We start from the raw sequence: 15238 nt of genomic DNA on the forward strand, positions 1-15238 counted from the left end.
AACGATCATTGGAAGACCTCAACTCCCTCTACTACTTCACCCAGGTAGTGGAGCACGGCGGTTTCGCCCCGGCAGGTCGCGCGCTGGACATGCCCAAGTCCAAGCTCAGCCGGCGTATCGCAGACCTTGAAGAGCGTCTTGGCGTACGCCTGCTGCACCGCACCAGCCGGCATTGCTCGCTGACCGAAATCGGCCAGGCCTACTACAACCGTTGCCTGGCCATGCGCGTGGAGGCCGAGGGCGCGGCGGAGATCATCGAACGCAACCGCAGCGAGCCGCGCGGGCTGGTGCGCATCAGCTGCCCGACCACCTTGCTCAACTCCTGGGTCGGGCCGATGCTGACGCGCTACATGCTCAAGTACCCGCAGGTAGAGCTGTTCATCGAAAGTACCAACCGCCGCGTCGACCTGCTGCATGAAGGCTTCGACGTGGCGCTGCGCGTGCGCTTTCCGCCGCTGGAAAACACCGACATGGTGATGAAGGTGCTGAGCAACAGTACCCAGTGCCTGGTCGGCCAGCCGCAATACCGGGAGCAACTGCCCAAGGGCTTCGACCCGCAGATGCTCGGCCAGCTGCCCAGCGTGCACTGGGGCAGCGCCCAACGTGAGTACCAGTGGGAGCTGTTCCAAGGGGAAGACCAAAGCCACAGCATCGTGATCCCGCACACACCGCGCATGGTCACCGACGACCTGTTTGCCTTGCGCCATTTCGTGGTGGCCGGTGTGGGCATTGCGCACCTGCCCCGGGTAGCCGTGCGCGAGGACCTGGCCGAGGGGCGGCTGGTGGAGCTGTTGCCGGGCTGGCACCCGCGCTGCGGCATCGTGCATGCGATCTTCCCGTCGCGACGCGGCTTGCTGCCGTCGGTGCGGTCGCTGATCGATCACCTGGCCGAGGAGTTCGCCATCAGCGACATGGCCTGAATCTGTGCTGGTCTCATCGCGAGTGAATCCGCGCCCACAGTTACAGCGCAGTGCTGAAGATCTACACACAAAAAAGGGGCCTCTGCAGGCCCCTTCTTCACATCAACTCAGAACGCGAAGCACGAACAACCCAGCGCCCCCCAGAACCCTTGGAAGTCGTTCACCGGCACGCTGGAATGCCGCGCCTTTTCATGGCTGTGCGCATGCACCCCACACGGGCCGCTGCACTGGTGCACCGCTGCGGCCAGCGATGGCGTACCCACCCGCCAGTGCCCCGGCACCTTGGCCACCGGCGACCATTCCGGCAGTACTGGCACCTGCGGCGGGCCGAGCCTGTCGAACTCGCCGGCGCCGTACACGACCTTGCCATCGACGAGGGTCAGCACCGACTCGATGCCCTTGATCGCCTCTTCATCGACACTGAAGAAGTCCAGCGACAACGCCGCCAGGTCGGCCAGCTGGCCCACCTTGATCTGGCCTTTCTTGCCCTGCTCACTGGAGAACCAGGCGCTGCCCTGAGTGAACAACTGCAGCGCGGTGTCGCGGCTCAGGCCTTCCGGGTACAGCGCCATGCCGCCAACGGTCTTGCCGCTGACCAACCAATACAACGAAGTCCACGGGTTGTAGCTGGAGACGCGGGTTGCGTCGGTACCGGCCCCGACCGGCACACCCATGTCGAGCATGCGCTGGATCGGCGGTGTCTTTTTCGGCTGCCTTGGCACCGTAGCGGTCGACGAAGTATTCACCCTGGAAGGCCATACGGTCCTGGATGGCGATGCCCCCGCCCAGGGCGCGCACGCGCTCGATGTTTTCCGGGGTGATGGTTTCGGCATGGTCGAAGAACCACGGCAGGCCGTTGAACGGAATGTCCCGGTTAACCTTTTCGAACACATCGAGCATGCGCGTGATCGATTCGTTGTAAGTAGCGTGCAGGCGGAACGGCCAGCGCTGCTCGACCAGGTGGCGCACCACCGGCTCCAGCTCTTCTTCCATGGTTTGCGGCAAGTCCGGCCGCGGCTCAAGGAAGTCCTCGAAGTCGGCGGCGGAGAACACCAGCATCTCACCCGCGCCGTTATGGCGCAGGAAGTCCGTGCCGCTGTGAAGCTTCACGCTCGACGTCCACTTCTTGAAGTCGTCGAGTTCTTCCTTAGGCTTCTGGGTGAACAGGTTGTAGGCGATGCGCACGGTCAACTGGCCTTTGTCAGCCAGCTCCTGGATCACCGAATAGTCGTCGGGGAAGTTCTGGTAGCCACCCCCGGCGTCGATGGCGCTGGTCAGGCCCAGACGGTTGAGCTCACGCATGAACTGGCGGGTCGAGTTGACCTGGTATTCCAGCGGCAGCTTCGGCCCCTTGGCCAGGGTAGCGTAGAGGATCATCGCGTTAGGGCGGGCGATGAGCATGCCGGTCGGCTCGCCGAATTTGTTGCGCTGGATCTCGCCACCTGGCGGGTTCGGCGTGTCCTTGGTGTAGCCCACGGCCTTGAGCGCAGCGCGGTTGAGCAGTGCGCGGTCGTACAGGTGCAGCAGGAACACCGGGGTATCGGGCGCGGCCTGGTTGATTTCTTCCAAGGTCGGCATGCGCTTTTCAGCGAACTGGAATTCGTTCCAGCCACCGACCACACGCACCCACTGCGGGGTTGGGGTACGGGCGGCCTGGTCTTTGAGCATGCGCAGGGCATCGGCTACCGACGGTACGCCTTCCCAACGCAGCTCCAGGTTGTAGTTCAGGCCACCACGGATCAAGTGCAGGTGGGAGTCGTTCAGGCCTGGGATAACGGTACGCTGCTTGAGGTCGATGATCTGCGTGGCAGCGCTTTTGTGGGCCATGGCGTCGGCGTCACTGCCGACGGCAATGAAGCGGCCGTCCTTGATGGCAACGGCGGTGGCGGTGGGCTTCTCACGGTCAACGGTGTGCAGTTTGCCGTTGAACAGGATGAGGTCGGCGGTCATGGAGCCTCCTTGGGTGGATGCATGGGCGGAACCGGCGGAGCCGGCGAAGGGCAATGCGGACCAGAGCGCGCCAGCAGCACCGAGCACGGTGCTGGTGGCGAGGAACTGGCGACGGCTCTTGTCGTTGGGGTCCTGGGACATGGTCTTCTCCGTCTGGGTGCGGCGGCGGCAAGCGCAACTGCGGAGCATGCCGGTTCGTGCCTGGCCAAGGCTTGGATGGATGTGCGGTGGGTGGGTGAAGGTTAGCCTTGATCAGCTTTTGTGCAGCGGCCGGCCTCGGCGCGAGGCGGCCGCTGGATTTTCACCGGTTCAAGAACGCCAGCAGGTCTTCATTCAGCTGCTGCGTATGCGTCACGGCAAAGCCATGCGGCGCGCCTTCATACACCTTCAACTCGGCACCGCGGATCAACTCGGCAGCCTTCTTGCCGGTGGTCTCGAACGGCACGATCTGGTCCGCGTCACCGTGGATAACCAAGGTAGGCACCTCGATCTTGGCCATGTCGGGGCGGAAGTCGGTCTCGGAAAACGCGCTCACGCAATCCAGCGTGCCCTTGATCGAGGCCAACAGCGCGATGTTCAGGGTTTGCGTCAGCACGCCCTGGGACACTTGCTGGCCCTGGTTCAAACCATAGAACGGCGTGGCGAAATCAGCGATGAACTGCGCCCGGTCCGCACGCAGCCCTGCCTGAATACCTGCGAACACCGATGCATCGACCCCTTCAGGGTTGTCATCACGCTTGCCGAACACCGGCGTCACCGCGCCCAGCAGCACTAGCCCGGCAACTCGCTCGTTGCCATGGCGGGCGATATAACGGCTGACATCGCCGCCGCCCATGGAGAAGCCCACCAGGGTCACTTCACGCAGGTCGAGGTGCTCGATCAACTGGGCGATGTCATCGGCAAAGGTATCGTAGTCGTAACCGTTCCACGGTTGGCTCGACCGGCCGAAGCCACGGCGGTCGAAAGCGATGGCGCGGTAGCCGCGGCTGGCCAGGAACTCCATCTGCGCGTCCCACATGTCGGCATCCAGCGGCCAACCGTGGCTGAACAGCACGGGCTTGCCGCTGCCCCAGTCCTTGAAATAGAGCGAAGTGCCGTCGCGGGTTACGAGTGTGCTCATGTCGGTATCTCCTTGAAAGCCTTTTTGGGTGGGGGGGTGGGGCTGGCTCAGCCACGCAGCCAGTTGGCGCAGCGGCGGGTTACCCACGGCATGATGTAGAACACCACGGGCAGGATGACGAACAGGTTGACGATCAGGTTGCCGGTGATCGGGCCACCCAGCTGCGGGACGCGGGCGAACAACGGCGCCAGCAGTTGCGGGATGATCATGGTCATCGGGCAGATCACCAGGTAGGTCAGCAGTGCCTGCTTCCAGCGCGGCGGTTGCTTCGCGGTGGTGCTCGGCGGGGTGAACCAGAACTCCGGGTCGTCGTGGACCTGGGTGTTGTCACCCTCCTCCAGCAACGGCAGCACCTGGCTGACCAGCGTCTGGCGCTCGGTGGAGTTGACCCAGGCCTGCAACAGGCTGGCGTCGCTGAAGCGCACCACGGTGGTGAAGTGGCGGCCACCGTCTTCCGGGCGGATCACGTTGACATCGAGGTGTCCGGGTTGGCGGCGTGCGGCGCTGACCGTGTGCTTGAGCCAGGCTTCGTAGCCTGCCAATGCTTCGGTGCGAACCTTGTGCTGGATGACCAGCGTAACCACGTTGCGGTTGTCTTGGAGTGCGGTGTTCATCGGCGTTCCTTGGGATGAGCTGGCCCGCATCCACTGTGCAACGGCGAACGGGCGGAAGATTGCATGGGTGTGCTGCCCTTGCCGGGCACCGACTGGCGGTGCCCGGGGGCGTGGCGGGTTACTTGCCGGCGTTGAAGGCGTTGTAGCTGCTCATCAGGTTGCGGTAGTCCGGGATGTGGTTGGAGCACAGCGCCGCCAGGCCTTCGACATCGTTGCGCCAGTCGCGGTGCAGCTCACAGGCCACGCCGAACCAGGTCATCAGTTGCGCACCGGCACGGCTCATGCGGTCATGGGCTGCGTCGCGGGTCATGGCGTTGAAGGTGCCGGACGCATCGGTCACCACGAACACCTCGAATTCTTCTTCCAGGGCTGCCAGGGCCGGGAAGGCTACGCACACCTCAGTCACGACACCGGCGATGATCAGTTGCTTCTTGCCGGTGGCCTTCACGGCCTTGACGAAGTCTTCGTTGTCCCAGGCGTTGATCTGGCCTGGGCGGGCGATGTAGGGCGCGTCCGGGAACAGCGCTTTCAGCTCGGGTACCAGCGGGCCGTTGGGGCCTTGCTCGAAGCTGGTGGTGAGGATGGTTGGCAGGTTAAAGAACTTGGCCAGGTCGGCCAGGGCCAGTACGTTGTTCTTGAAGGCGTCCGGCTCGATGTCACGCACCAGGGACAGCAGGCCAGCCTGGTGGTCGACCAGCAGCACGGCTGCGTCGTCTTTGTTCAGGCGGTTGTATTTGAATGGGGTCATGGTCGTTGCTCCTAAGGGTTTTGATCTTCAGTGATTTGGGTGTTTCGCGTTGATGGGAGAAGATTAAAACCATCACCTTTGGAGCGGTAGATAGCTGTTTTTGGCTTTAGCGTTCTATTTTGTGAACGATAAGTTGGCAATGGTTTTGCTGGCTTGTTTGCGGAACGAGTCCGCACCCAACGCCTTCGACCGCTGCGGCAATGGCCATTCATTGCCTGGCGAACCAACCTGCTCTATTACTACCCACAGCCCTCCCCTCATCCCGAGACCACCATGCTGGCCCTTATCCAGTCTTCCCCGTTGCTGCTCGGCTGCGCCCTGATCCTGCTCGACCTCGTGCTCTGGCAACTGATCCCCCTCCAGCGCCGGGCCTGGCGTATCGGCGCGCGGCTGGTGATCTTCCTGCTGTTCAGCTCGGTGCTGCTGGCCGCCGGCATGAGCCCGTTGCAACCACCGCCATGGCCCGATGACGTGTCGCGCAACCTGATGGCCACGGTGCTGACGATCGGCTGGTGGCTGTTCGGCGCGCGCACGGTGACCGTGGTGTTCGGCCTGCTGCTGGTGGCGCGCGGCAGCCATGGCGGGCGGTTGCTGCAGGATGTGCTGGGGGCGCTGATATTCCTGGCGGCGGTGGTGGCGGCGGCAGGCTACGTAATGCAGCTGCCGGTGAAGGGGCTGCTGGCCACCTCCGGGGTGATGGCCATCGTTATCGGCCTGGCATTGCAAAGCACCTTGGCCGATGTGTTCAGCGGCATCGTGCTGAACACCACACGGCCCTATCAGATCGGCGATGCGATCTCCATCGATGGCACCGAAGGCAAGGTACTGGACATCGACTGGCGCGCCACCCGCCTGCTGACCGGGTCCGGCAGCCTGGCGGTGATCCCCAACTCGGTGGCGGCCAAGGCCAAGCTGCTCAACCACAGCCGCCCGGCCGATGTGCACGGTGTATCGATCAGCGTGGTGGTGCCGGCCAAGGTGCGGCCGAAGCGGGTGTTCGATGCGCTGGAGAAGGCCTTGCAGGGCACCCGCGCGATACTGGCCTCGCCCAAGCCGAAAGTCACCGTGAAGGCCTCGACCCTGGAATCGGTGGAATACGAGGCCAGTGGTTTCATTGCCGACATGGGCGGCAAGACCGAAGCGCGCAATCAGCTGTTCGACCTGGCCCACCGGCACCTTGAGGCCAGTGGCGTGATGTGGAACGTCGACCTGGCCATGCCGCCACGCAGCCGCCAGCGCGAAGTACTGGACGAGGTGCGGGTGTTCCGCTCGCTGAGCGATGACGAACGCGATGCGCTGAGCCAGCGCATGACCGCGGTAGAGTACCTGGCCGACCAGGTGATCCTGGGGGTGGGCGAACGCTCGGAGCATCTGTTGGTGATTGGCAGCGGCGTGGTTTCGGCGTCGGTCCGCGACGGCGACAAGTTGCTGGAGGCTGGGCGCATGGGGCCTGGGGAGGTACTGGGAATCGAGGGCATCCTCGACGAGGACGACGGCTTCGCTGAATTCCGCACGCTGACCAGCTGCGTGCTTTACCGCATCGACAAGGAACAGGTGAAGAGCTGCCTGGTGCAGCGCGGCGAGGTACAGACGGCGTTGAGCAAGTTGCAGCGGTTCCGGCGCCAGAGCCGGGAGTCGCTACTGCTGCAGAAGCCGACCCTGATCAAGAAGGGCGGCTTCCTCAGCTGGTTGCACAAATGACCTGAGCCCCTGAATTGGCGCTGATTGTAGGAGCGGCCTTGCGTCGCGAAAGGGTCGCGCAGCGGCCCCGGCGATTTTTGCTGCGCCATAGAACTTGGGGCCGCTGCGCAGCCCTTTCGCGACGCAAGGCCGCTCCTACAGAACCGTAGCAGTACCTTACAACACCACTCTCAAACACTGCCCCGCGTGGTACAGCGAGAACCCAGACTCATAGAACGCCGTGCGCAACGACGGCGCACTCACCCCGGTCATCGGCGAGAACGGAATCGGCAAGCTGTCCGCCTCACCCTTGAGCAGGAACTCGGCAAACGCCCGGCCGATCACGGTCCCGGTGGTGTTGCCGCGCCCGTTGTAACCGGTCACCGCGACCAACCCAGGCGCCGGCTCGAACAGCCGCATCAGGTGGTCGGGGGTGAAATCGATGCAGCCAGTCCAGTGCATCTCCCACTCGACCTTGCCCAGCTCCGGGTAGTAATGGCTCTGGATCCGGTCCGCCCAACTGCGCACGAACCAGGCTGGCTTGTTGTCGACCCGGCCCAGGCTGCCAAGCAGCAGGCGGCCCTGGTCGTCACGGCGGATGCTGCTGAGCACAGTGCGGGTGTCCCAGGAGCCTTGGCCATGCGGCAGCACCTTGTCGGCGGCGGCGCCCTGCAGCGGCTTGGACGCCACCTGGTAGTAGTAACCGCGGAAGAACTGCTTCTGCAGGTTGCTCCAGTCGCCTTCAGTGTAGGCACCGGTGGACATCACCACCTTGTCGGCGCGCACCGAGCCGCGCGCGGTCTTCACTCGCCAGCCATCACCCTCGCGCTCCAGGCCCTCGACGGACGACTGCTGGAACACTTTGCCACCCAGGCGCGAGACCGCAGCGGCCAGGCCTTGGGTGTAACCCATGGGGTTGATGGTGCCGGCGCGGCGGTCGAGCAGCGCGGCGGAAATTTTGTTGGTACCGCAGTATTCCTGGCATTGGGCGCCGGTCAGCAGCTCCACATCAGCCCCTCGCCGGCGCCACTGTTCATGGCGGGCTTCGAGGTCGGCGATGCCGGTGGCGTTGTGCGCCATGTGCAGCGTGCCTTTGTGCTGGGCCTGGCAGTCGATGCCAAGGCGCTCGATCATGGCGAAGACCTCGCCGGGTGCCTCGCCGAGCACCTTGTTCAAGCGGCTGCCCTGCTTCTGGCCGAGGGTCGCCTCGACATCGTCGGGGCGGATCCAGGTGCCCGCGTTGACCAGGCCGACGTTACGTCCGGAGCCTCCGTGGCCGATCTGCCAAGCCTCCAGCAGAATCACCGACTTGCCCTGTTCCAGCAGGTGGATGGCTGCGGACAGGCCGGTGATGCCGCCACCGATGACACAGACATCGGCCTTGTGCTCACCGGCCAGGGCCTGGGCGGCGACGGTGGGTTTGCTGACGAATTCCCACAAGCATTGTTGACGCAGTTCGGACATGGCCGGCTCCAGCAGTGTTGTTCTTATTGCGGGTGCATCTCGTGTTTTGGCGCCGCTTTGCGGCCCATTCGCAGGCAAGCCCGCTCCCACAGAGATCGCGTTGTGTGCATGATTTCTGTGGGAGCGGGCTTGCCCCGCGAACCGGGGGCATCGCCCCCGGCCATGCAGCATCAGTCGAACACGATACCCTGCGCCAGCGGCAGCTCGCGCGAGTAGTTGACGGTGTTGGTCTGGCGGCGCATGTAGCCTTTCCAGGCATCCGAACCGGACTCACGGCCACCGCCGGTCTCCTTCTCGCCACCAAACGCACCGCCGATCTCGGCGCCGCTGGTGCCGATGTTGACGTTGGCGATGCCGCAGTCGCTGCCCGAGGCACTCTGGAAGCGCTCGGCTTCACGGATGTCGGTGGTGAAGATGCACGAGGACAGGCCCTGTGGCACTTCGTTGTTCAGGCGCAGGGCCTCTTCGAAGTCGTCGTAGGCCAGCACGTACAGGATCGGCGCGAAGGTTTCGTGGCGCACTACGTCGCTCTGGGCCGGCATCTCGGCGATGGCCGGGGATACGTAGTAGGCATTCGGGTACTGGTCAGCCAGCTGACGCTCGCCGCCAAACACCTGGCCGCCTTCGTCGCGGGCCTTGGCCAGCGCGCCCTGCATGGCATCGAACGACAGCTTGTCGATCAGCGGGCCCACCAGGTTGTCCTTGCGTGGGTCACCGATACGCACCTTGGCGTAGGCGGCTTTGACGCGGGCAACCACTTCGTCCTTGATCGAACGGTGCACGATCAGGCGGCGCAAGGTGGTGCAACGCTGGCCGGCAGTACCGACGGCCGAGAACAGGATGCCACGCACGGCCAGGTCCAGGTCCGCGCTCGGCGCCAGGATCATGGCGTTGTTGCCACCCAGTTCGAGGATGCTGCGGCCGAAGCGGGCAGCGACACGTGGGCCGACTTCACGGCCCATGCGGGTACTGCCGGTAGCGCTGACCAGCGGCACACGCGGGTCGTCGACCATGGCTTCGCCCGCTTCACGGCCACCGATGACCAGTTGCGCCAGGCCAGCCGGTGCATCGCCAAAGGCTTTCAGGGCTTTTTCGAACAGCGCCTGGCAGGCCAGGGCGGTCAGTGGGGTCTTTTCCGACGGCTTCCACACCACCGAGTTACCGGCCACCAGGGCCAGTGCGGTGTTCCAGGCCCAGACGGCCACCGGGAAGTTGAAGGCGCTGATCACGCCAACCACGCCCAGCGGGTGCCAGCTTTCACGCATGTGGTGGCCCGGGCGCTCGGAGGCGATGGTCAGGCCGTACAGTTGACGCGACAGGCCGACGGCGAAGTCGCAGATGTCGATCATTTCCTGGACTTCGCCCAGGCCTTCCTGGGTAATCTTGCCGGCTTCGATCGAAACCAGCTCGCCGAGGTCGGCCTTGTGCTCACGCAGCACTTCGCCGAACAGGCGGACCAGCTCGCCACGGCGTGGGGCCGGTACGCTGCGCCAGGCTTCGAAGGCGCTGTGGGCCTGATCGATGCGGGCGATGGTCTCGGCCTTGCCGAGCAGCTTCACCGAGGCGATCTGGCTGCCGTCGATCGGCGTGTGAACAGGGTAGTCGCCCTGGGTGTAAGCCTCGGCGGCAACGCCAAGACGCTCGAGCAATCCAGCAACCATTGGTGCATCTCCTACATCGGTGATGGGGTGGAAAAATGATGTGGATCAGTATTAATCCGATCACACCAGTGCAACAAACGACCTTTATTCCGCATATCATTCCGTCAGGTAATGATTTGAGCCGCAGAGACCGCTATGTCCAAACGCCTGGTGCCCTCCATGACCGCCCTGCAGTGCTTTGAAGCCGCAGCCCGTCATTTAAGCTTCACCCGTGCCGCCGAAGAGCTGCACCTGACCCAGAGCGCGGTCAGCAAGCAGGTGGCGCAGCTCGAAGACATGCTGCGCCACCACCTGTTTCTGCGCATTCGCCGCCGCCTGCAACTGACGCCAGCCGGCAGCCTGTACCTGGCCGAGGTCAACAAGATCCTCACCCAGGTCGACATCTCCAGCCGCTACGTCCTGACCTATGGCGAGCAGACCGAGATATTGAAGGTAGCCACTCAACCGAGTTTTGGCGTGCGTTGGTTGATCCCCCACCTCAAGGGGTTTGGCAAACGCCACAGCAATATCCACCTGGACATCCGCAACGAGATGGAGCCGTTCGCCTTGCTGCAAGGCTCGGCGGACGTGGTGTTCTTCTATGGGCAGGGCACCTGGCCGGGGGCGACCTGCGTAGAGCTGTTCCGCGAAGAGGTGGTACCGGTATGCGCGCCGGAGCTTTTGGCCGGGCGGGCCCTGGCCGATGCGGGAGAGTTGGCCGAACTGGTGCTGCTGCAGAGCACATCGCGGCCGGAAGCGTGGCATGAGTGGTTTCTCGAACTGGGGCTGCACAGTGTCAGCAGCTACCACGGGCCGCGGTTCGATACCTTCTACATGGCCTTGAGCGCCGCGCAGGCGGGGTGTGGGGTGGCGTTGGTGCCGCAGTACCTAGTGGCCAAGGAATTGAATGAAGGGAGCCTGGTCATTCCGTGGAATCATGCGATGCGCAGTACTGGGGCGCATTACCTGGCGTATGCCGAGCATGCAGCGGAAGTGCCCAAGGTGCGGGCGTTGGTGGAGTGGGTGCGCGAGCAGTTGCAGCGTTAAGCGTGCCGGGGCCGCTTTGCGGCCCTTAGGTCGATCAAAAAAGGAATGACACACCCACTTTTTTTCGCTTGTGAGCCATGTGCATTCCCAGCTTTCATGTAAGCGTCCGAACCTAACCAGGAAGCTAGCGATGCCCGCCCACGATTTCGTCAGCCCAGACAGCATCCGCGCGCAGTTCTCTGCCGCCATGTCGCTCATGTACAAACAGGAAGTGCCGCTGTATGGCACGTTGCTGGAGCTGGTGAGCGAAATCAACCAGCAGGTCATGGCCCAGCAACCCAAAGTGGCCGAAGCGCTGCGCTGGACCGGCGAAATCGAACGTCTGGACCAGGAGCGCCACGGCGCCATCCGTGTCGGCACCGCCGAAGAGCTGGCCACCATCGCCAAACTGTTCGCAGTGATGGGCATGGAGCCCGTCGGCTACTACGACCTCAGCTCAGCGGGCGTACCGGTGCACTCCACGGCATTTCGCGCCGTGCACGAGCAATCGCTGCATGTCAGCCCGTTCCGCGTGTTCACCTCGTTGCTGCGCCTGGAACTGATCGACAACCCACAGCTGCGTGAGCTGGCGCAGGGCATCCTGGCCAAACGCGAGATCTTCACCCCGCGCGTGCTTGAACTGATCGAGCAGTGCGAACGTGACGGCGGCCTGAGCGCGGCCGACGCCGAAGCCTTCGTCCAGGAAGCGTTGCACACCTTCCGCTGGCACCACGACGCCACGGTAACCGCCGAGCAGTACCAGCAACTGCACGACCAGCACCGTTTGATCGCCGATGTGGTTGCCTTCAAAGGCCCGCACATCAACCACCTCACCCCGCGCACCCTGGACATCGACGCGATCCAGGTCGGCATGCCGGCCAAGGGCATCCCGCCAAAAGCCGTGGTCGAAGGCCCGCCCACCCGTCGTCACCCGATCCTGCTGCGCCAGACCAGCTTCAAGGCACTGCAGGAGAAGGTCGCCTTCTGTGACCAGCAAGGCAGCGAGGGCAGCCACACCGCACGTTTCGGCGAGATCGAACAGCGCGGTGCGGCGCTGACGCCGAAGGGCCGCCAGCTTTACGACAAGTTGCTTGATGCCACGCGCGCGGCCTTGGGCGGTGCCCCCGCCGAAGCCAATGCCGAGCGTTACAAGGCACTGTTGAGCCAGACCTTCGCGGAATTCCCGGATGACCTGGCGCAGATGCGCGAGCAAGGCCTGGCGTACTTCCGTTACTTTGCCACCGAAAAAGGCCTGGCCGCACGCGATCAGCGCGAGCGCCCGACCACCCTGCAGGGGCTGATCGAAGCAGGGCATGTGCACTACGAGGCGCTGGTGTATGAAGACTTCCTGCCGGTGAGCGCGGCAGGGATCTTCCAGTCCAACCTGGGCGATGATGCGCAGGCAGACTACGGCAGCAACGCTAACCGTGAGGCCTTCGAGGCCGCACTGGGGCTGAAGGTGCAGGATGAACTGGCCTTGTATGCGCAAAGCGAGCGCCGCTCGTTGCAGGCCTGTGCGCAGGCGTTGAACCTGGGCTCGATGTAAGGCTCAGGGGTGCATTGGGTCGCGCTGCGGCCCAATCGCCGGCAGGATTTCCACCTTCGGCAGGTCCATGGCCGCCACCTCGTCGTGCAGAAACGCGCTCAACCGCCGCAGCCGCTCGCCGCCCGGCCGGGTACGCGGCCACACCAGGTAATAGTCCATGCCGCTGGGTACCGCCGTCGGCCAGGGCAGGCTCAGGCGCTTCTGCGCCACATCCTCGGCCACCATCAGCAAATCGCCCATGGATATCCCATAGCCACGCGCCGCCGCGATCATGCCCAACTCCAGGGTGTCGAACACCTGGCCGCCCTTGAGCGAAACCTTGTCGCCAAGCCCCATGCGCTGCAGCCACTCTCGCCAGTCGCGCTTGTCCACCGTCGGGTGCAACAACTCGAAGCAGGCCAGCCGATGCTCGTCCCACGGTGCTTCGTCGCGCAGGTCGGGTGCGCCCACTGGGATCAGCAGTTCGGGAAACAACCGGCGCACCTCCCAATGTGCCGGGAACACGCCATCGCTGAGCAACACTGCGCAATCGAAAGGCTCCTGGTTGAAATCGACATGGTCGACGTCCATCCAGGCACTGGTCAGTTGCACTTCATTACCCGGCTGCAGGTGACGAAAGCGGCTCAGGCGCGCCAGCAACCAGCGCATGGTCAGGGTAGAGGGCGCTTTCATGCGCAGGATGTCATCTTCACCGCGCAAGGTATCGCACGCCCGCTCCAGCGCAGTGAAGCCTTCGCGCACGCCGGGCAGCAATAGCCTTGCCGCTTCGGTCAGTTGCAGGCTGCGGCCGCTGCGCACGAACAAGCGGCAGGCGAAGTGCTGCTCAAGGGTGCGTATATGGCGGCTGACAGCACTCTGGGTAATGGACAGCTCTTCGCCGGCGCGGGTGAAGGAGCTCAGCCGGGCAGCGGCTTCGAATGCGCGCAAGGCATACAACGGAGGGAGCTGACGAGACATGAGGCACCTGCCATACGGGGCTGTGAAACCGATCGACCGCAGCATATACCCATGAGTCAGACTCATGCCAATGATCGCTTTTATCCTTTTGTGCAAAGTTGACCAAAGCCTCAGACTCGCCCCTTGCTCACAGAATCAGGAAGAAGGACTACTCACATGCATGTAGCGCCCACCACCGAACTCAAGGCTTTGCTGCGCCTGGCCGGGCCGCTGATCGCCTCGCAGTTGGCGCACATGCTGATGGTGCTGACCGACACCCTGATGATGGCCCGCATCAGCCCACAAGCACTGGCCGGCGGTGGCCTGGGCGCTGCCAGCTACTCGTTCGTGTCGATTTTCTGCCTGGGCGTGATCGCCGCCGTCGGCACGCTGGTGGCCATCCGCAAGGGCGCCAACGACATCGAAGGCGTCACCCGCCTGGCCCAGAACGGCTTGTGGCTGGCCTGGGGCCTGGCGCTGGTCGCGGCGCTGGCGCTGTGGAACCTGGAGCCGGTATTGCTGATGTTCGGCCAGCAGCCGGACAACGTCGCCTCGGCAGCCGAGTTTCTCACCCTGCTGCCGCTGGCCCTGCCCAGCTACCTGACCTTCATGGCCTTGCGCGGGTTCACCAGCGCCCTCGGCCGCTCGACGCCGGTGATGGTCATCAGCGTGATTGGCACGGTGCTCAACTACCTGCTCAACGTCGCGATGATCGAAGGCATGTTCGGCCTGCCCAAGCTGGGCCTGATGGGCATCGGCCTGGTCACTGCGGTGGTGTCGATGGGCATGGCCATTGCCCTGGCACTGTACATCCGCTGGCATTCGGCCTATGCCGCCTACCCACTGCGCAAGGGCCTGTCGCGCCCTTCGCTGCCGGCCCTGCGCGAGTTGTGGCGGTTGGGCCTGCCGATTGGCGGCACGTACATGGTCGAGGTCGGCCTGTTTGCCTTTGCCGCGCTGTGCATGGGCGTGCTCGGCAGCACGGAACTGGCGGCGCATCAGATCGCGCTGCAGATCGTTTCGACGGCGTTCATGGTGCCGACCGGGCTGTCCTATGCCGTGACCATGCGCGTGGGCTTGTACTACGGCGGCGGCAACCTGCTCGCCGCCCGCAGCGCAGGCCGGGTGGGCATCGGTTTCGGCGGGATGATCATGTTCGCCTTCGCCGCGCTGTTCTGGCTGTTGCCGGATGCCTTGGTGGGGTTGTTCATCGACCGCGACGACCCGGCGTTCGCGGCCATCTACCACTTGGCCGTGCAACTGGTGATGGTGGCGGCGTGGTTCGAACTGTTCGATGGCATGCAGACCATCGCCATGGGCTCGATCCGTGGTTTGAAGGATGCCAAGACCACCTTCCTGATCGGGCTGTGCTGCTATTGGCTAGTGGGCGCACCCAGCGCCTGGCTGTTCGCCTTCAACCTGGGTGGCGGCGCGGTCGGGATCTGGTGGGGGCTGGCGCTGGGGCTGGCCTGCGCGGCAGTGGCGCTGACCTTTGGCTTTGAATGGCGGATGAAGCGGTTGCTGCGCAAGGCTGGGGCTGGCAGCCAGGCAGCGGTGTCGGCCTGAATGCCCGGGGGGCGCGTTGCCCTCCCCG

General features: G+C 64.2%; 11 protein-coding genes and 1 pseudogene. 5 read left to right on the forward strand and 7 right to left on the reverse strand.

All coding sequences use genetic code 11. The annotated features are described in order from the left end of the window. Nucleotides 1-8: 8 nt before the first annotated feature. On the forward strand, nt 9-920 hold the full coding sequence (locus tag LOY26_RS25945) for a LysR substrate-binding domain-containing protein (protein WP_033702243.1): 912 nt from the start codon (nt 9-11) through the stop codon (nt 918-920). Between the two features lie 107 nt (nt 921-1027). On the opposite strand, the pseudogene LOY26_RS25950 reads toward LOY26_RS25945, so the two are convergent. From LOY26_RS25950 to ycaC, 4 genes and pseudogenes are all read right to left on the reverse strand, one after another. After that, a pseudogene (locus LOY26_RS25950) lies at nt 1028-2870 on the reverse strand (amidohydrolase). A gap of 301 nt (nt 2871-3171) precedes the next feature. After that, complete coding sequence (locus LOY26_RS25955; RefSeq protein ID WP_047582060.1) at nt 3172-3990, reverse strand: alpha/beta fold hydrolase; 819 nt, start codon at nt 3988-3990, stop codon at nt 3172-3174. Between the two features lie 47 nt (nt 3991-4037). Next, a complete protein-coding gene (locus tag LOY26_RS25960) occupies nt 4038-4604 on the reverse strand; it encodes an antibiotic biosynthesis monooxygenase (RefSeq protein WP_186663736.1) in 567 nt (188 codons plus the stop codon). Between the two features lie 118 nt (nt 4605-4722). Next, the gene (gene ycaC, locus LOY26_RS25965) at nt 4723-5352 is read right to left on the reverse strand and encodes an isochorismate family cysteine hydrolase YcaC (RefSeq protein ID WP_033702251.1); all 630 of its coding nucleotides are present in this window, start codon (nt 5350-5352) and stop codon (nt 4723-4725) included. A gap of 273 nt (nt 5353-5625) precedes the next feature. On the opposite strand from ycaC, the gene LOY26_RS25970 reads away from it, so the two are divergent. Further along, nucleotides 5626-7053 (forward strand): mechanosensitive ion channel family protein, encoded by a 1428-nt coding sequence (locus tag LOY26_RS25970; RefSeq protein WP_258714246.1) that lies wholly within the window; start codon nt 5626-5628, stop codon nt 7051-7053. A gap of 156 nt (nt 7054-7209) precedes the next feature. Here LOY26_RS25970 and LOY26_RS25975 read toward each other — a convergent pair whose 3' ends face one another. Both LOY26_RS25975 and LOY26_RS25980 read right to left on the reverse strand, forming a co-directional pair. After that, nucleotides 7210-8496, reverse strand: a complete 1287-nt coding sequence (locus LOY26_RS25975; RefSeq protein ID WP_186663734.1) for an FAD-binding oxidoreductase — start codon at nt 8494-8496, stop codon at nt 7210-7212. A 170-nt stretch (nt 8497-8666) separates the two neighbouring features. After that, complete coding sequence (locus LOY26_RS25980; RefSeq protein ID WP_186657530.1) at nt 8667-10157, reverse strand: aldehyde dehydrogenase family protein; 1491 nt, start codon at nt 10155-10157, stop codon at nt 8667-8669. A gap of 135 nt (nt 10158-10292) precedes the next feature. Between LOY26_RS25980 and LOY26_RS25985 the strand changes: the two genes are divergently transcribed. After that, nucleotides 10293-11183 (forward strand): LysR family transcriptional regulator, encoded by an 891-nt coding sequence (locus tag LOY26_RS25985; protein ID WP_186663732.1) that lies wholly within the window; start codon nt 10293-10295, stop codon nt 11181-11183. 130 nt (nt 11184-11313) lie between these two features. Beyond that, the gene (locus LOY26_RS25990; RefSeq protein ID WP_033702261.1) at nt 11314-12708 is read left to right on the forward strand and encodes a VOC family protein; all 1395 of its coding nucleotides are present in this window, start codon (nt 11314-11316) and stop codon (nt 12706-12708) included. 3 nt (nt 12709-12711) lie between these two features. Here the strand turns inward: LOY26_RS25990 and LOY26_RS25995 are convergent, their stop codons facing one another. Next, a complete protein-coding gene (locus LOY26_RS25995; RefSeq protein ID WP_033702263.1) occupies nt 12712-13665 on the reverse strand; it encodes a LysR substrate-binding domain-containing protein in 954 nt (317 codons plus the stop codon). A 156-nt stretch (nt 13666-13821) separates the two neighbouring features. Here LOY26_RS25995 and LOY26_RS26000 point away from each other — a divergent pair, with 156 nt between their 5' ends. Next, the gene (locus LOY26_RS26000) at nt 13822-15210 is read left to right on the forward strand and encodes a NorM family multidrug efflux MATE transporter (protein ID WP_033702265.1); all 1389 of its coding nucleotides are present in this window, start codon (nt 13822-13824) and stop codon (nt 15208-15210) included. Nucleotides 15211-15238: the final 28 nt, after the last annotated feature.

This window comes from Pseudomonas sp. B21-047 (assembly GCF_024748775.1).
In the GTDB taxonomy this organism is placed as follows: Bacteria; Pseudomonadota; Gammaproteobacteria; order Pseudomonadales; family Pseudomonadaceae; genus Aquipseudomonas; species Aquipseudomonas capeferrum.